Below are 17459 nucleotides of genomic sequence, written 5' to 3'. Positions count from 1 at the left end.
ATATCTTTCTCAACTAAACAGAAAAACTTTACTTGTTCGACGTTTGGAAAGACTTCATGATGTTATTTAAATAGCTAGGAAGTGGAACCTCTACTGTTATCTCTTCTTTTGTAATTGGATGTAAAAATGCAATCCGCATAGCATGTAAGGCTTGACTTGACATATATGTGGATTGTCCACCATATAACGTATCACCAATTAGTGGATGACCACTATGACTCATATGAACGCGAATTTGATGTGTTTTTCCTGTCTCTAATTGTAACGTTACAAGCGTTACATCTTGATGCTTAAAATATTTCTCTACCCGATAATGCGTTACCGCTTGATCGCCTTTTAAAGAAACTCGGCGTCTTGTTGCATGATGTCGATCTCTTCCAATCGCTGCGTCAATTATCCCTTGCTTCTTTTTTACTTTCCCTTCCACCAATGCCAAATACGTTCTTTTAATGTTACGCTCCATTAATAACCGATCCATAATAGCACCAGCTATCCCATGTTTTGCAAATACAACGCCACCCGTTGTATCTTTATCTAATCGATGAATATGCCGTACTTTCGTCTCCACACCTTGCATTTGTAAATGAAAAGCAACAAGGTTTGCAAGTGTTCCTGTTCCACCTTTGCTAGAAGGATGCGTATCCATATGCGCAGGTTTATTTACAATTAATACGTGATCGTCTTCAAATATCACTTCTAAATCACCGAACTCCGGCTGGACACCATATTCTTCCTGGATAAACATATGAACTTGCAATTTATCTCCTTCTGCTAAAGGTTCACTCCATCGTTTTCGTTCTCCATTGACGATGATACCTTTTTCCATACGAAGTTGATGTAATAGTTTTTTGGGGACGCCCCATTCTTCTTTTAACAAAGAATCAATGCTGATACCGCTCCATTTAGCAGGAACCGTAATTTCACACCATTCTCCCTTTCTTTTCATTTCCATGCTTTATCCACCTTATTTCTATTGATTCTACTATTGTAACGGAAAATGATTCATTATGCATTGTTTAAAGCAAAAGACAGTCTATTGCATAGACTGCCCTCTAAGCACGTAATTTCTTCATTTCTCGTAACATTTGTTCTGCTTTTTGCTCATAAGATAAATCTTTAAAAAAATCTGCTAATCGCTTGTAGTCATTGTAAGCATCTAATAAATCATCTATCGTTTCTTCCTGAGAAACTTTTGGCTTCGATTTCATTTTCACCGGGTACCGATAACCGGACACCTCATGTATTTTATAATATTCTTCCTCCACTTGAATTACTTTCACAAGTTCCTCTTCTTCAGCATCCATTGTGTACCCATCAAATTCCCTCAGTAATTCATAAATAATATGAGTCCATTCATCTTTTGGGTAAAACCCTTTTTCTAGTCTATAGCCGACAATGCGATACATGTGCCCATCATTTTCTGCAAACTGTACAGTATCATTTAACTTAAATTTAAAATAGCGAAACATTGTCTTCACCTGCTTTTATATGTATTGTTCTTACCACATACTATTTGCAAAAAGAGGGTGATGCTATTCATAAAAAAAGCGCTCATCCTATAAGAGAAACTGCTAAAAAACGTTTCTTTTTGGGTGAGAGAGGAAATGAGAGAAGATCCACTTTTGTGTTCATATCTGCGATTGATATGTCAGTAAATCAAAATGAATATATATGGAAAGAATGGCGGATCAAAAAAGACCACTGAAAAACTTCCGTTTTTCAGTGGTCTCTCTACAAGATGAGCGCTTTTTTAATCCGATGATTTTACTTTTTTCTTTCGAAACGGCAGCCACCAGTTCCAATCTCCGAACATTTTCATTAAACTTGGTACAAGCATAAGTCGAATTATTGTTGCATCAAGAAAAATAGCAAGTGCCACACCGAGTCCCATTTGCTTTACTGGTAAAATATCAGTAAATGCGAATGCACCTGTTACAACAATCATAATGAGAGCAGCTGATGTAATGATACGACTCGTTGATACAAGCCCTTCTAACGTTGCCGTATCATTATCTCCTGTCTCTTCATACAATTCATGAATACGAGAAATAAGAAATACTTCATAATCCATACTTAAGCCGAACACAAGGCCGAATATAAAGATTGGTAACACGAATAAAACTGAACTTTCTTCCAATCCGAAATGTCCACCTTCAAATAGCCAAATCACAATACCAATGGTTGCACTTAAACTAAGCACATTCATCACAATGGCCTTAATTGGAATAAGTATAGATCGGAATGCAAAGAGCAAAATAAAGAAAGTGGAACCGAAAATGACAGACATCCCAACCACAACTTTATCTTTAATTTCATCCTCTAACTCTTGTTGAAATGTTGTCATACCACCTAAATAATACGTAATACTGTCATCTTTATACGTGTCTTTAAAATCACGAACCCATTGCTTCGCAGTTTCCGTCCTCGGCTTTGTATCCAAGGAAATTTGAAGAGTTGTTTTATTTCCTTTTGTATATGCTTCCAGTACAGGTTCCACTTGCGTACGCTGTGGGGATTGTAACAATGTAGCAAGCTGTTCAGGTTTCATACCGTTTAGTTCATCATATAGACTTTTTACTTTATATACATGCTTATCTTTTTTCAGTTTTTGAATAATATCTTCTAACTTCTGTAAATTTTCTTTCTCTATGACATTACTTTTCATCTCTAGTACTAGTGTAACATCAGCATGTGTTTTTACAATTTTGTTAAATGACTCTTCATACCTTTCATATGCAATTCGTGTATCACTTTTCTCTGGCAATGCTTCTACACCAGGAAATTGCAGATTAGCAGTGCGAAGCGGCAACAAACAGACAATAATAAACAATGTAACAACGATAATCATCATAATAGGATGCTTCATAACAAATTGAGCGAACTTACGCCACATATTTGAAGTGCGAGGTGCAGTTTGATCCCTTTTCAAGATTCGCTTCCCTATTAACGATAACAATGCCGGAAGAAGTGTAAGTGAAAATAACATACTCATTATAACAACAATCATCCCGCTAATCGCAACAGACTGAATATAATCAATTTCAAAGAAAAACAAACCGGATAAACCAACAAAAACACATAACCCTGAAAATACAATAGCACGCCCCGCTGTTTGATATGTGACAGCTATCGCCTCTTTTACTGTCCGATATGCCACTTCCTCTCGAAACCGATTCACAAACAGCAATGCAAAGTCAATTGATAGCGCAAGCCCAATCATAGGTGCAACATTTAATACAAAAATAGATAACTCTTTATCTACACCAATAAAATATAAAATGCCCATTGTACTAATAACACTCAGCGCCCCATTTAAAATCGGCAAGATGGAAGCAAGCAAGCTACCGAATGAAAATAGTAGTACAAGAAAGGCAATTGGCAATCCAATCATTTCTGCTACTTTCAAATCATTTTGTGTCCGCTCATTAATTTCTTCATTAATCTTTGGAAAACCTGTTGGTGATACTTTCAAAGTATCGTTACTTTCCTTTTCTATTTCTTTTGCAAATTGTAATGTCTTTTCATTCCGTTCTTTACTTGTTTTCCCGGAAAATAAAATTGTCGCATACGCAATATCGTCTTGTAACATTTCTTTATTTTCTAATGGATGATGGAATGAATCATACGTTTCTTTCGTTTGAATTCTTGTTGTAATGTCTTCGATTCTTTTTTGAAAATCCTCTTTTGAAATTCCTTTATTCTTCTGGAAAACAAGAAGGAGCGTATCTTGAGACTGTTTAAAATCTTTATCTAAAATTGCTTTTGTCGTTTGATAGTCTCCTTTTGTTTGGAAACCATCGCCCCCTAATACCCCTGGAAGTTTTGGTGCGAAAATGCCGAGTGCTATCGCTAACACAACTAATGTAATTATGACTGTATAGCGAAGTTGATAAAGAAAACTACCGAATTTCCCCCATTTATCTATTTTATGTACATTTGTCTTCACACATCTTCACCTACTTTATATAATTAGTGAATCTTTCTATATAAATCCATTTTAATTTTTCGACATATAAGTTGCTGCGACGAAGAACAAAAAGTGACCGCTACTTGTTTTCTCTTTCTGTTTTCATTTGGCATGGGGCTGAAAAAGGATCTGACCGCTTCTATCCACGGACGGATCTTCTCTTCCACCTAAAAAATGGTTTATGTCGTTTTTTTCATTTGGATTTATATATATTTTAGCACATATTACCATAATCAATTAGAGAATTTGGTATGAAAAAAAAACGTCCGAAAAACCCGGTAATCTGAGCCTTTTCGGAAGTGTCTCATCTCTCTTGATTCATTCCAAATCGCTCTGAAAATAAGCGATGAAAATACATAGCGATAATTAATGCAATACCACTTAAACAATAGCCAGCTAAAATATCAGTCGGATAATGTACAGATAAAATAATCCTACTTAATCCAATCCATATGATTAGCAATGCCATCGCAATCGTAATAACAACTTTCCCAGCCACATTTTTTACGTTTGCAGCAATGATATAAGCAAGAAATCCATACGTAATCATTGATAGCATAGCATGGCCGCTTGGAAAACTATATCCAAGGGCATCAAGCGCTTCATTTAAGCTCGGACGATCTCTTTTCATCATTTCTTTTATTCCTTTATTCACAAGATGTGTCATTAACACGGCCGTAGGATACACAATCATCGCGGCATAGTAACGTTTCTTCCAAAACACGAACAGACTAAGAATAAGCGTGCTTATAATCCCAATTGCAGATCCCATTTTTGTAAAATATGTAAAAAACGCAAGTGAACTTTCTGTTTGTAATCCTCTTACAAGATCTTTCACATATATATCAAGTGTTGTTATACCATCTGCTTGTACTCTCCAAGCAATGAGAGCAAATGCAGCAAACAACAAGAGAATACAAGCGAGCTCATATCGATGTAATTTTCGTTTCAAATTTTTCCTCCTATTATGAAAAAATGCGGTTCCTATTTAGAAACCGCATTTTATTATATATCCAGTTTGTTTTTCCAACACATAAATCGCGGCTATGAAAATAAAAAGGAATCTCCACTCATTTTCTCCCTTTGTTTTCACGCCGCATGGGGCGAAAAAAGGATCCGACCGCTTCTATGCCCGGCCGGACCCTCTCTCCCACCTAAAAGATTCAGTTCTCTGTTTCTATTTTCCTTTTGTTTTTAACTCTGTCCAGTAACGATCATACTCTTTTAATTTATTGTCTACATCAACAAGCCACTCTGTACGAGCTAATTCGTCTTTCGATAAGAAAATCATATGATTATCACGATACTCTTTACTGTGAAGTTCCCATGCTTTTTCATTTGGATTACTATATCCAATGGATTCATAGTTTTTCACACTTACTTTTTCATCCATTAAGTAGTTCATAAACTTCTCGGCAAGATCTTTATGTTTCGCACCTTTTGGAATTGCTAATGTATCCGCCCAAATTGTACCGCCTTCTTTTGGAACAACATACTCTACATCTTTATTATCTTTTGCAATGAACGCTGCATCTCCAGACCAGACTGTTCCAATCCAAGCATCCTCTGTAATAAACTTTTGTTTAATATTATCTGTATCAAATGCAAGTAAGTTAGGAAGTAATTTTTGCAAGTCAGCAGCTGCTGTCTTTAACTCTGCATCATTTTGCGTGCTGTTTGAAAATCCGTTCTTTTTCAGACCCACTCCTAACACTTCACGAGAATCATTTAATAAAGTAACATGTCCTTTATATTTCTCATTCCATAAGTCGCTCCAACTTGTTGGCGCTTCTTTTACATACTTTTTATTGTAAGCAATTCCTGTTACACCCCAAGTGTATACAAGCGAGTATTTATTCTCTGGATCAAATGAAGGTGTTTTAAAATTTGAAACAAGATTTTTTACATTTGGAATGTTCTTCTTGTCCAATGGCTCTAATAAATCCATTTTTGCCATCGTTTTAACCATGTAATCTGACGGTTGAATTAAATCATATTTTGCACCACCAGCTTGTAATTTCGCAAGCATTTCTTCGTTACTTGCGTATTTATCATAGTTAATTTTCACGTTATATTTTTTTTCAAAATCCTTTAACACTTGCTCATCAAAGTTATCAGCCCAGCTATAAATATTTAGCTCCTCTTTCTTTTCACCACAGCCAGCAAGTACACCGGCAACAAGGCTAAAGCTAATTGCTGCACCAGCTATTGTTTTCATCCATTTCATCGATTCATTGCCTCCTCGTTCTTTGTAATTCTCTCTTATAATGGAAGATGTCCTCCAGAGTTTTCTTCACCATCTGCACCTTTATTACGGAATATTTCCGATGCAACCATTAATCCAACAATAACAACAATTAATATTGTAGAAAGAGCATTAATTTCAGGTGTTACTCCGCGTTTCACCATACTGTAAATATATAATGGCAATGTTGTTGATCCTGGTCCAGACACGAAGAAACTAATCACAAAATCATCGATTGATAATGTAAATGTTAATAATGCCGCTGAAATAACCCCAGGTGCAATTCCTGGAAACGTTACATAACGAAACGTTTGCCATGGGGTTGCACCTAAATCATTCGCCGCTTCTTCTAAATCACGTCCCATACCAGAAAGACGTGCTGCTAAAATCACAACAACAAACGAAATACTAAATGTAATATGTGCAATAATAATGGTAACTTGTCCAAGTTCCATCCCAATTTGACTAAATAAAATGAGTAATGATAATCCCATTAAAATATCCGGAATTAGAATCGGTAAATATACAAGACCATTAATTGCTCCTTCAAAACGATATTTATAACGATGTAATGCAACAGCAAAAATCACGCCAAGAACCGTTGTCACAACTGTCGTCACGATTGCAATTGTAATACTATTTACAAATGCATCAATGACATCTTGCTTTTGAAACAAATCTGTATACCAATGGAAGGTAAATCCTTCCCATTCTGCGTTAATACGCGAATCGTTAAAAGAATATACCATTAGAACCATCATTGGAAAATACAAGAACAATAAAATCAACCAAGAATAAGATACTAAAAACTTCTTCATCTTTGTCTATTCCCCTCCGTTTCCGTATTTATATACTTTCGTCGCACGATAATATAAGTAAATTAACAGAACAGAGAACAGAACAACAATAATTGATAATGCAGATCCAAATGGCCAGTCACGCGCACCTAAGAATTGGTTTTGAATCACGTTTCCGATCAATGCTACTTTTGATCCACCCATGACGTCTGATACAACAAACATTCCGATAGATGAAACAAATACTAGAATCGAACCAGTAGCGACCCCTGACATCGTCATTGGCAATGTCACATTCCAAAATGCCTTCATTGGTGTTGCCCCTAGATCATATGCTGCTTCTAACTTACGTTTATCAAGCTGCTCAATCGCTGCATACACTGGTAAAATCATAAATGGAAGTAAAGAATATACCATTCCTAATATTACAGATGGTGTATTATATAATAAATTTAAAGGTTCATTAATAATGCCTAACTTCAGCAATAATGTATTTACAAGACCTTGTGAACGTAAAATAACAATCCATGCATATGAGCGCACAAGAAAGTTAATCCAAAACGGAATCGTTGCTAATAATAGAAGAATAGAACGATATTTACGATCAACAATTGTAATTGTATATGCAAATGGATAACCAATGAGTAAGCAAAGTACTGTTGTAATAACTGCAATTTTCACTGTTTCCCATAATGTATTCATATACAACGGATCAAACACGCGCGATATATTATCTAATGTAAATTGCATTTCCACTGTCCCGTATGCTCCGCGCTGTAAGAACGCAAATGCTAATACGAATACAAGCGGAAATAAAAAGAAGATTAGCAACCATGTAACTGTAGGTAATGCGAGTAGTTTCCCTTTTTTCAATTTAAGGTCACCTCATCCTCTTGCTCCCAGCCTACATATACATTATCACCGATACTCCACTGCGCTGCTTCTTCGGCAGTTTGATATGCCATTAATAGTTCTGATGTTTTTTCATCGCGTACATAAAGCTTTTCCATATTTCCAACAAATTCAACATCTTCAATATGCCCAAGATGGTATTCTTTTAAAATCGGTTGCTCAACCGAACGTATTTTTACATTTTCAGGGCGCACTGCTACGTAGCTTTCCCCATTTTTTATAATATTATTTTCACCAATGAACGTCGCAACAAACAATGTTTTCGGTTCTTTATAAATTTCCTTTGGCGTTCCGATTTGCTCAATATGTCCTTTATTCATAACAACAATTCGATCACTCATACTCATTGCTTCTTCTTGATCGTGTGTTACATAAATGAACGTAATTCCTAAATTACGCTGCAAATTTTTCAATTCACGCTGCAAATCTTTTCTCAACTTAAAATCAAGCGCTCCAAGTGGTTCATCCAGTAATAACACACGCGGATTATTTACGATTGCTCTTGCAATTGCAACACGCTGTTGTTGTCCACCAGAAAGTTTTGCAGGCTTACGATTACGGAATTCAAGGAGCTGCGTTAAGCGCATCGCTTCTTCTGCACGTTCTTTTTGTTCTGCCGCTGATACTTTTTGCATCTTCATACCAAAACAAATATTTTTCTCCACCGTCATATGTGGAAATAATGCATAATGCTGGAACACTAGGTTCATATGACGCTTATAAGGTGGTAAATCGTTAATTCTATCCTCGTCAAGTAAGAGATTCCCTTTTGTAGGAGTTTCAAAACCTGCAATCATACGAAGTAACGTTGTTTTCCCACACCCACTCGGTCCAAGAATTGTTAAAAATTCTCCTTCTTTAATATCTAAAGAAAGAGGTGGTATAATCACTTGATCTCCAAAATGTTTTTCTACTGCTTCAACTTTAATAATCTTTTTCATTTTCCCGTCCTATCTACCTCAAATTTTTAATCTTTATATTCATGAATAAATATTAGTTTTCTATCAATTCTTTTGTTTCGATCCAAACAAAAACGATTGTTTAACAGCGTCCTTATCTATTCTTTATGTAGTATGTTTGATTCATTTTCGCATGATACATATGTCGAACAGAAAAACCCCTTCAGGCGAGAAGGGGTTTTTATCATACGGCTACGCCTACTGATAAACACCATCATCATTTTAACAACTTTCGTATGAATTTTAAAGCACTTTTTGTAGAAGAATAACGAATTTTCATATCAAATACTGTAGATTGGGATAAAATGCTTTTATAGTGTGAAAATGTGCGAAAACTTTGTTTTCCATGATAACTTCCTAATCCACTGCTCCCAACACCACCAAAGGGTAGATATGGCGTAGCAAGATGATATACAACGTCATTTATACACCCACCGCCATATGAGACATTACGTGTAATTTGTCTTTGAATTTCTTTACTCTCTGAAAATACATATAAAGCTAATGATTTAGGTTGTCGCTGAATTCTTTCCATGATGTCTTCTATTTTCTCATACTCTATAATCGGCAAAATTGGACCGAAAATTTCATCTTCCATAACGGAATCCTGCCATGTAATATTCGTTATAATACTAGGCTCAATATGCAGAGTTTCCTCATTATATTTCCCACCAATTTCAACCCTACCATCTTGTAAGAAAGAACATAATCTTTCAAAATGACGTTTACTGACAATCCGAACGTAATTTTCATTTTGCAGTGGTTTTTCGCCATATTGATTTTTAATTTCAATTCGTAGTGCTTCAATAAATTGTTCTTTTACAGAAGAATGAACATATATGTAATCAGGTGCAACACATGTTTGTCCCGCATTCAAGAATTTCCCCCAAACTATGCGCCTTGCTGCTATTTCTAACTTTGCATCATTATGCACAATACATGGGCTCTTTCCACCAAGCTCTAACGTAAGGGGAATCAAACTTTTAGCTGCCGCCTCCATAACAATTTTCCCCACTCCAACGCTACCGGTGAAAAAAATATAATCAAACGGCTCTTTTAACAGTGCTGTGCTCTCTTTGGTACCGCCTTCAACAACCGCAACAAGTTCGGCCGGAAATAACTCTTGTAACATATTTGCAAGAAGACTAGAAACATTAGGTGTCAATTCTGACGGCTTTAATACAACCGTGTTTCCAGCGGCTATTGCCCCTACAAGGGGTGCAACCGCAAGTTGAAAGGGATAATTCCACGGAGCCATTACAAGGGTAACACCATAAGGCTCTGGAACCACTTTTCCTTTCGAACCAACATGTGTAAGTGCGGTACGAACGCGCTTCGGCTTACTCCATGAAGAAAGATGTTTCACTAAAAATGAAATTTCCTTTAATACGTATCCAACCTCTGTCGTAAATGATTCATGATCTGATTTATTTAGATCCAATTTTAACGCTTGAAAAATATCAGACTCAAAACGCTGAATCCCTTCATATAATCTTTTTAAATGTTGCTTTCTTTCTTCTATATTTCTTGTGTGACCTTTATAAAAATATGACTTTTGCTCGTTCACAATAGAAGTGATATCCATCTGCTATCTCCTCCTTCTATATTTGCATTGCTATTTCAACATATAAATCACTGCTATGAAAACAAAAAGTGACCTACACTTATTTTCTCTCTTTGTTTCACTTGGCATGGGGCAGGAAAAAGATCTGACCGCTTCTATGCTTGGACGGATCCTCTCTACCACCTTAAAAAAAGGTTTTATATTGGTTCTTCAATATATTCCACCTTTTACTTAACATTTTCCTATTCTTAAAGTTTAATTATATACGAGTTTGCATTTCATATAAAATACATTTGCTCATAAAAAAAGCTGTTGAAAGGAAAACCTTCAACAGCTTCTTCATAATTAACGATATAAGCGAACTGCACCTGCAGACTTATCATCCGATTGGCCAACTACTTCAAATTTCAGGCCAAGTTTTGGTAAAATGCGTCCTGCATCTGGAATTTGCTTATTAATATAAGCTTTAGAATCGTCGAACTTCGCAACACCTGGTAGTCCACTGTATTCAAATGTTCCACGAGGTTGTGATACAACTTTCCATGCCGGTGTTTGATCGAAAGAGAACGCTGCATCAGCAATTTGATAACGTGTGCTATCTTTAAATGTTGGCTTACCATTTAAAGTTCCTGCAATTGCTTCAGGATGAGAATCAACTACACCAAGGAATCCGTATCCTGGATGCACGCCAACCCAGTTATCTGTATAGCTTGAGTCTGCATACCATACAACCATACCTGTGTTATATACTGGACCGCGAGCATATTTTAACGCTTCGTCAGCACCAGCATAGTTTCTCCACTCTACATAGTAGTTGTGCTTTTTCTTTTCAATTCCAGTAGAAGCAACGAAGCCATCTAGTTTGAATTTTGGTGTACCTTCTGCATCATCAGAGAATACAACATTACCATCTACTGTTAATGTTGCATTATCAAGAGTAAATCCATCTAATGCTAAACCACCATCAGTACTATATTCAAATACAAGCTTCACTTTCTTACCTTTAAATTGGCTTAAATCATAAGATTTGTCTACCCATTTTCCAAGAGTGGTATCTGCACCACCTTTTACATTTTTATTACCAATTGTATCGATTAATGTTTTCGATCCATCTTCTGCTACTGCATGTACTTCTAAGAGATCATAGTCTGTTTCAATTTCATATAATGATTTGTAATCAAACTTTGCATTTGTTGCATTTGTTGCATTTGTTAAATCAAATAAAGGTGTTTCTAATGTTGTATGAAGATCATCACCTTTTGTACTATAGTAGTACTTCTTACCAAACGCAGGCTGAATTCCTTTTACATCTTTATCCGGTAAATTGACACGGATCAGACCTGGGCGAGCCGTTTTTGTTACACTTTGATCTAAGTATGTTGCATAACCAATTCCTCGGTTTAACTTATCATAATCTAATTCCACAATATTCGCCCAGTTTCCACCAATTGTTTTTTGGAAGAACTCTTTGTTTTGCGGAGAGAAACTTGTTGGCGTTGTTCCAGCAATGTTACCTGCCCAGCTACCGCCACTCATAATAGACCATGACTGAACTGGTTCACCACCGCCAGAATATTTTGTATCATACTCATCTGGAAGACCTAAGTCATGACCATATTCATGCGCGAATACACCAACTGCTCCATCTTCTGGTTCAATTGTGTAGTCAAACGCTGCCATTTTGCCATTCCAGTATGGTACTTTTGATTTTGTACCTTCTATTTCATATGGTTTTTGACCAACTGTCCAACGATGTGACCAAATTGCATCATCACCCAATTTACCGCCACCAGCTTCTTGTCCAACACCAGCATGGATAACCATTAAGTGGTCAATCAAGCCATCTGGTTGATTTTGATTGCCATCTTTATTTACATCATATTGATCAAATTGATCGAATTCTGATAAATCAAGACCGCTATCTACCGCTGCTTTTAATGCATCTTTGATCAGGTCACGAGGTCCTAGTGGTCCTTTATTATCATGACCATCTCCAGCATCTGCGCCGTAATCAGCAGCTTTTCCTGGAACTGTTAACCACTTTGTAACTGTTCCATCTACTGTATAGCTACCGCCAGATTGTTCCTCATAATACTTCTTAAATGTTTCAATTTTGCTTCCATCATCTAATGCAAATGGTTCGTCACCAAATAACATTTTTTGATAATGTTCTTGGTTAAAATCACTAGAATACATATAACCAGGTTCTTTATCAATATTGTTATGTTTGAAGTCAGCATACTCTACAAGTAAAACAAGCACTTTGTCTTTACGAACGTTTCCATTATACTCTTTTGCCTTTGCAGAAGTAGTTGGCACTTTACCATTTAATGCGCCTTTAGCGGGAACTGCTCCAGCTCCATTACCATTTGCTGGTGTTTCTAATTTTTCTTTTGTATCTGCCTTTGCATCTTTAACCTTCTTCAGGAAATCAGACGCTTCTTTTGTAACAGAATCCCCAGTTGTTTCTTCTTTTCCAGGTTTGTCACCCTTCTTTTTCTCTACATACTTTTCGACAGCTTTCTTTGTTTCTTCATTTGAAGCTGATGAATCAATCACTCCTCGGTTTTTAAGAGCATTAGCTAAGCGCTCTTCTGGAATTAAATGATCATCAATTGGACTTGTAGGTACTGCTTTTGCAGGTGTTTCCGCATAAACAGACTGGCTACCAGCCCCAAACGAGCAACTAAGAACAGCTGCTACAGCAAGTGTTGATAACACTTTAAACGGTTTCTTTTTCATCCCTTTTTTCCTCCCCCAATAAAATATGTACCAATATTTAGATAATAATAAAAATTCAGTAATTTTTCAATATTTTGTTTGATTTTGTGCTATTTTGTAACTTTCGTAACATTTTTGTAAAAATTACATATTTTCCACAAAAATATTTCTCCATATATCAGTTATTTCTGAAGATATTGATAATTTTTGATAAAACTATTACAATTTCTTTATAGAATGACAAAACAATAACTTTTTATTGATTTTACCTACAAAATATATAATAAATTAACATTATTTTTACCAAATTAACTTTTCGAAATATTATAATGTGTTTAAAAGATTGTTTATTTTGTACGATTCATTACATATTAGGGAGGAATACACTTTGTACAAAGAAAAGGCAGATACGCTAGATCAGGATTGGATTGATTTAATGCTTGAAGCTTTAGATGCTGGGATTGCTATTCAAGATATCGAACACTTTTTCCAACGTATGAACCAGCCTACCAGAAACTAGCAGAGTCGTTCTTTTTAACGAAATTTGTGTTATAATAATGACATCATAAGCCGACTACATACTTACAGAAAGGTGCACAAAGATGATAGGAGAACGTATAAAACGCCTTCGGTTGCAAAGAGGGATTTCTTTAACAGAACTTGCTGAAAAAGCAGGTGTTGCAAAGTCTTATATTAGTTCCATTGAACGTAATTTACAAAAGAACCCTTCCATTCAATTTCTTGAAAAAATTGCTAATGTTCTGCAAATTCCCGTGGATACGCTCCTTCATGACGAAATACCATCCGAAAATCAATTGGATTCGGAATGGACACATCTCGTCAAAGAAGCCATGAACTCCGGTGTATCAAAAGAACAATTTCGTGAATTTTTAGAGTTTACAAAATGGAAGAGAAATCAGAAATAATATATACGAAAAGAAGTGCATACTGGGGGGCACTCTTTTTTTAGTTACAAAAAAAGCGGGGAATCCCCGCTTTTTTGTCTGTTATTTCCTTATTGATTATCTCTCTTCGCCTTCAGTTTGGTTTGCATTGAATGTCCATTCTAAGTTTAATTTATCGCCTTGGAATTTATTTTGATCTTGACCATTTTCTTCAAATACAAATTGTACCCATAGGTAGTCTTCTGTTCCAGCTTCTAAGCCACCCTTTTCACCCCACTCTGGAGCAAAGATGTCTTTTGCTAGAAGATCTGGATCAGCATTTTGTAAATCTGCTAATGTTGTTTCATATACAGGCTCGCTTTGTTTATCCCAGTTCCAAATAAATTTCACTTTAATATGCTTACCGAAATCTTCCCCAGCGTTATCGCCTTTCGCATCTGTAACTGAATATTTCGTTGCTAATTTAACATCTTTAATTGCTAACGTGCCGCTGTTCTTTAATAAGAATTCTTTCTTAACAGAATCGCCTGGTTTAAGGTCCTTAATATCTACAATTGTTTGAGGGTCCAAAGTAAGATCTAATGTACCCGCTGCAAACGTATTGTTCGATACTTCTTTGTCACTAAAGTAAGCGAATGTTCCTCCACCGATTAAAGATAATCCCAATGCCGCTGAAGCGACTCCCATACCTAATTTTTTCTTTAAACTCACTGTAAATTCCCCCTAGCTATTTTTTTTATTGTTATCTCTTAATGTAGGATAAGAGGTATAACCAATAGAACGCCTGTTATTTTTCTACGGCCAATGTATGTACAATACCCCTTGAATTTATCTGTTCTTTAAAAGCTACCTTATGTTCATTATAAAGAACGTAGAGGTGTAATTGCAACTATAAAATAATATTAATTTTGAAACTATTCTCTATTCATCCTTAAAAAGACTTAATCCTTCCGATACTTCATTTGAATATACTTTTTATAAAAATATAATCCACACCATACTAAGCCAAACCCTATTAAAATCATACTGCTTTGCTGCGTACCTGTACGTGGTAGCTGCCAGTTACTATTAGAATTTATGGATGCAGGAGGTTGCATTTGATTGCTTCCCATTTCATTTTCGGTACCCTCACCATTGCCGGTTGATCCCTCTGCATAAAAAATAAATTTTACTATTGTTTGTAATCCTTGATACTCATTTCCTAACTCTTTAGGAACATGTATCGTATAGATAAGCTCGTCAGTTCTATCAACTGCTAATGTACGCTTTTCCATACTTTGAAGTTCTTTTAGACTTCCCTCGTACAGCACTCCTTGTTTATCTTTTACAGTGACCGTAAGAGCTTCATATAATTTCGTAGACCCCTCTGAAGCCTCGCTCTTTATACTATATGATAATTTCTTTGTTCCTTCATTACTAATACGTATACTTCGATTTGCCCAGTCTCCTGGCTTCATATTTGAAACATGAAATAGTACTTCTTTGGGCTCAAGACTTATATCTATTTCTCGCCGCTCCTCTGCATACACTTGGTCAATATTTTTTGTAATACCAATGAAAACTACTAGAATCAGACATATACTCATGATAAATAACCACTTCTTATTCATGTGCATCCCTCATATAACAAGAATTGGTATGAAAAAAAGGCAGGAAAAACCTACCTTTTTTCTATCAATCCTATTATTTTTCTGACCCTTCTGTTTGTTCTGCTTCAAATGTCCATTTCAACTCAAGTTTATCACCTTGGAATTGATTTTGATCTTGCTTATTATCTACAAATTCATATTGTACCCAAAGATAATCGGAATCACCATGCTTCAAACCACCCTTTTCAGCAAACCAACCTGCAAAAATACTTTCTTCCACTGCATCTGGAGACATAACCTTTAAATCAGCCAATGTCGTTGAGAAAATAGGCTCACTTAATTTATCCCAATTCCAGAAGAAATTCACACGGATATGCTTACCAAAGTCTTCTGAATTATCTCCTTTTGAATCTATTACATTATAATTAGTTAATAATTTCACAGTTTTTATATCTAATGAACCATTATTGACAAGCTTAAAGTCACGTGTCATTTTATCCCCTGGCTTAATATTATCAACATCAATAATCGTAGTTGGATCTACAGAAAGATCTAATGTACCTGCTGCAAATGTATTATTTGATACTTCCTTATCACTAAAGTATGCAAATGTTCCTCCACCAATTAAAGATAGTCCTAACGCAGCTGATGCAACACCCATTCCTAATTTTTTCTTAATTCCCATTCCATATTCCCCCTGAACTTCATTTTTTTATGTTAACCTCTACATTTGTAGAAGGTATAACCCAAAAATCAGTGGTTTTCATGTACAGCGCTTGAATCTTGTTTCTGCACTTCTTCTTTATTCTCTTCAGGCTGTTGTAATACTGGATTGGTCTTTTTCGCTTATTGAGCTTGATTGACTTGTTCTTGTTTAGGGTTTGACGGTTGCTTTATTTCTTCTTGTTTGTTTGATTTTTTTTGCTCAGAAGAAGGTACGACTTGTTCTTGTGTAGGGTTTGATGGTTGCTTTGTTTCTTCTTGGCTGTTTGACTCTTTTTGCCCAGAAGAAGGTACGACTTGTTCTTGCGTAGGGTTTGATGGTTGCTTTATTTCTTCCTGGCTGTTTGACTCTTTTTGCTCAGAAGAAGGTACGACTTGTTCTTGCTCTGTTTTTCCAGACGTGTTATTAACCTGTTGCGCTTTTTTCTCTTCTATTTTCTTTTGTAGGGTTAGAATAAATTCTTCCATTTTTTGTACTGATATTTGCTTATCAACATTATCCTTAATACTCCCTACTTTAGTAAAACCCGCTTGTACATATTGAAGCACTTGCTTACTTGAATCGCTATTATTTACTCTTACATTTTCTACTGATTGCTTATAATAATCTTCTATTTCTGTATATATGTGTTGCAAGGCTTCACGTTCCACTTTCACTTTTTCAAACTGTTCTCTCCATTGCTGCGCTTTTTGTTCGAGTACTTCTACAGAATCAGCTTGCGTTTCCTTATTCATTCCTTCAGTTCCATTTAAAATCAAATTCTCATGCTGTTGCGTTTCTTTCACCAAAGTATCAATCGTTTTTGGAAATACAATTGCAGTTGAAACAGTAGAATGTATTTTTGCCTCATTTACAAAAGCAGCCTCTGTATACGTAACTACTTGTGATCCCATATAGAAAGCTATTGAACACATACATGGTAACATGAGTATTGTTTTTATTTTTTTTGATGATTTCATCATTCCAACCTCTCCCATTACTCGCATTCAATTCTCTATAAAGAACATAATTTCATTATATAGAATAAAATCCGAAAATCAAATAAAAAATATAGAATTTTTTTACATTTTTGTGGC

16 protein-coding genes are annotated in these 17459 nt (G+C 35.7%); 2 read left to right on the top strand and 14 right to left on the bottom strand.

Going from position 1 to position 17459, the window contains the following annotated elements; translation table 11 throughout:
• Nucleotides 1-28: 28 nt before the first annotated feature.
• The 10 genes from C564_RS0101030 to C564_RS0100980 all read right to left on the bottom strand — a co-directional run bounded on the left by C564_RS0101030 (nt 29) and on the right by C564_RS0100980 (nt 13186).
• Nucleotides 29-952 carry an RluA family pseudouridine synthase gene (locus C564_RS0101030; protein WP_003196042.1) on the bottom strand — a complete coding sequence of 308 codons (924 nt, stop codon included), beginning with the start codon at nt 950-952 and terminating at the stop codon, nt 29-31.
• A gap of 100 nt (nt 953-1052) precedes the next feature.
• Nucleotides 1053-1469, bottom strand: coding sequence for a hypothetical protein (locus C564_RS0101025; protein ID WP_003196041.1), 417 nt, complete (start codon nt 1467-1469; stop codon nt 1053-1055).
• 281 nt (nt 1470-1750) lie between these two features.
• Nucleotides 1751-3946 (bottom strand): MMPL family transporter, encoded by a 2196-nt coding sequence (locus C564_RS0101015; protein WP_018764145.1) that lies wholly within the window; start codon nt 3944-3946, stop codon nt 1751-1753.
• A 325-nt stretch (nt 3947-4271) separates the two neighbouring features.
• On the bottom strand, nt 4272-4919 hold the full coding sequence (locus C564_RS0101010) for a phosphatase PAP2 family protein (RefSeq protein ID WP_018764144.1): 648 nt from the start codon (nt 4917-4919) through the stop codon (nt 4272-4274).
• Between the two features lie 225 nt (nt 4920-5144).
• Entirely contained in the window at nt 5145-6194 is a 1050-nt protein-coding gene (locus tag C564_RS0101005) for a polyamine ABC transporter substrate-binding protein (protein ID WP_003196038.1), read from the bottom strand.
• A gap of 35 nt (nt 6195-6229) precedes the next feature.
• On the bottom strand, nt 6230-7030 hold the full coding sequence (potC, locus tag C564_RS0101000; RefSeq protein ID WP_003206425.1) for a spermidine/putrescine ABC transporter permease PotC: 801 nt from the start codon (nt 7028-7030) through the stop codon (nt 6230-6232).
• A gap of 6 nt (nt 7031-7036) precedes the next feature.
• On the bottom strand, nt 7037-7882 hold the full coding sequence (gene potB / locus C564_RS0100995) for a spermidine/putrescine ABC transporter permease PotB (RefSeq protein WP_018764143.1): 846 nt from the start codon (nt 7880-7882) through the stop codon (nt 7037-7039).
• Nucleotides 7879-8862 carry a spermidine/putrescine ABC transporter ATP-binding protein PotA gene (potA, locus tag C564_RS0100990; protein ID WP_006094076.1) on the bottom strand — a complete coding sequence of 328 codons (984 nt, stop codon included), beginning with the start codon at nt 8860-8862 and terminating at the stop codon, nt 7879-7881. Before potA ends, potB begins: the two co-directional genes overlap by 4 nt.
• Nucleotides 8863-9097: 235 nt before the next feature.
• The gene (locus tag C564_RS0100985; RefSeq protein WP_018764142.1) at nt 9098-10465 is read right to left on the bottom strand and encodes an aldehyde dehydrogenase; all 1368 of its coding nucleotides are present in this window, start codon (nt 10463-10465) and stop codon (nt 9098-9100) included.
• Between the two features lie 324 nt (nt 10466-10789).
• Nucleotides 10790-13186 carry an immune inhibitor A domain-containing protein gene (locus C564_RS0100980; RefSeq protein ID WP_018764141.1) on the bottom strand — a complete coding sequence of 799 codons (2397 nt, stop codon included), beginning with the start codon at nt 13184-13186 and terminating at the stop codon, nt 10790-10792.
• Between the two features lie 367 nt (nt 13187-13553).
• On the opposite strand from C564_RS0100980, the gene C564_RS0100975 reads away from it, so the two are divergent.
• Together C564_RS0100975 and C564_RS0100970 are read left to right on the top strand one after the other, a co-directional pair.
• Nucleotides 13554-13685, top strand: a complete 132-nt coding sequence (locus tag C564_RS0100975) for an anti-repressor SinI family protein (protein ID WP_003196032.1) — start codon at nt 13554-13556, stop codon at nt 13683-13685.
• 82 nt (nt 13686-13767) lie between these two features.
• Entirely contained in the window at nt 13768-14091 is a 324-nt protein-coding gene (locus C564_RS0100970) for a helix-turn-helix domain-containing protein (protein WP_003196031.1), read from the top strand.
• Nucleotides 14092-14187: 96 nt separating this feature from the next.
• Here C564_RS0100970 and calY read toward each other — a convergent pair whose 3' ends face one another.
• From calY to C564_RS0100950, 4 genes are all read right to left on the bottom strand, one after another.
• Nucleotides 14188-14781: a biofilm matrix protein CalY gene (gene calY / locus C564_RS0100965; protein WP_003196030.1), complete on the bottom strand. Its 594-nt coding sequence runs from the start codon at nt 14779-14781 to the stop codon at nt 14188-14190.
• Between the two features lie 230 nt (nt 14782-15011).
• Nucleotides 15012-15680, bottom strand: coding sequence for a TasA family protein (locus C564_RS0100960; protein WP_018764140.1), 669 nt, complete (start codon nt 15678-15680; stop codon nt 15012-15014).
• Nucleotides 15681-15753: 73 nt separating this feature from the next.
• Nucleotides 15754-16344: a CalY family protein gene (locus C564_RS0100955; RefSeq protein ID WP_018764139.1), complete on the bottom strand. Its 591-nt coding sequence runs from the start codon at nt 16342-16344 to the stop codon at nt 15754-15756.
• Between the two features lie 161 nt (nt 16345-16505).
• A complete protein-coding gene (locus C564_RS0100950) occupies nt 16506-17345 on the bottom strand; it encodes a DUF4047 domain-containing protein (protein ID WP_018764138.1) in 840 nt (279 codons plus the stop codon).
• Nucleotides 17346-17459: the final 114 nt, after the last annotated feature.

The organism is Bacillus sp. 105MF, from assembly GCF_000374885.1.
GTDB lineage: Bacteria > Bacillota > Bacilli > Bacillales > Bacillaceae_G > Bacillus_A > Bacillus_A pseudomycoides.
Note: the sequence above shows the minus strand (reverse complement) of the source record. Positions and strands in the feature narration are given on the sequence as shown.

What these genes read in the sequence shown, in the direction of transcription:
- C564_RS0101030 (WP_003196042.1), bottom strand. Translation starts at nt 952, where the DNA reads ATGGAAATGAAAAGAAAGGGAGAATGGTGTGAAATTACGGTTCCTGCT.
- C564_RS0101025 (WP_003196041.1), bottom strand. Translation starts at nt 1,469, where the DNA reads ATGTTTCGCTATTTTAAATTTAAGTTAAATGATACTGTACAGTTTGCA.
- C564_RS0101005 (WP_003196038.1), bottom strand. Translation starts at nt 6,194, where the DNA reads ATGAAATGGATGAAAACAATAGCTGGTGCAGCAATTAGCTTTAGCCTT.
- potC (WP_003206425.1), bottom strand. Translation starts at nt 7,030, where the DNA reads ATGAAGAAGTTTTTAGTATCTTATTCTTGGTTGATTTTATTGTTCTTG.
- potA (WP_006094076.1), bottom strand. Translation starts at nt 8,862, where the DNA reads ATGAAAAAGATTATTAAAGTTGAAGCAGTAGAAAAACATTTTGGAGAT.
- C564_RS0100985 (WP_018764142.1), bottom strand. Translation starts at nt 10,465, where the DNA reads ATGGATATCACTTCTATTGTGAACGAGCAAAAGTCATATTTTTATAAA.
- C564_RS0100980 (WP_018764141.1), bottom strand. Translation starts at nt 13,186, where the DNA reads ATGAAAAAGAAACCGTTTAAAGTGTTATCAACACTTGCTGTAGCAGCT.
- C564_RS0100970 (WP_003196031.1), top strand. Translation starts at nt 13,768, where the DNA reads ATGATAGGAGAACGTATAAAACGCCTTCGGTTGCAAAGAGGGATTTCT.
- C564_RS0100960 (WP_018764140.1), bottom strand. Translation starts at nt 15,680, where the DNA reads ATGAATAAGAAGTGGTTATTTATCATGAGTATATGTCTGATTCTAGTA.
- C564_RS0100955 (WP_018764139.1), bottom strand. Translation starts at nt 16,344, where the DNA reads ATGGGAATTAAGAAAAAATTAGGAATGGGTGTTGCATCAGCTGCGTTA.
- C564_RS0100950 (WP_018764138.1), bottom strand. Translation starts at nt 17,345, where the DNA reads ATGATGAAATCATCAAAAAAAATAAAAACAATACTCATGTTACCATGT.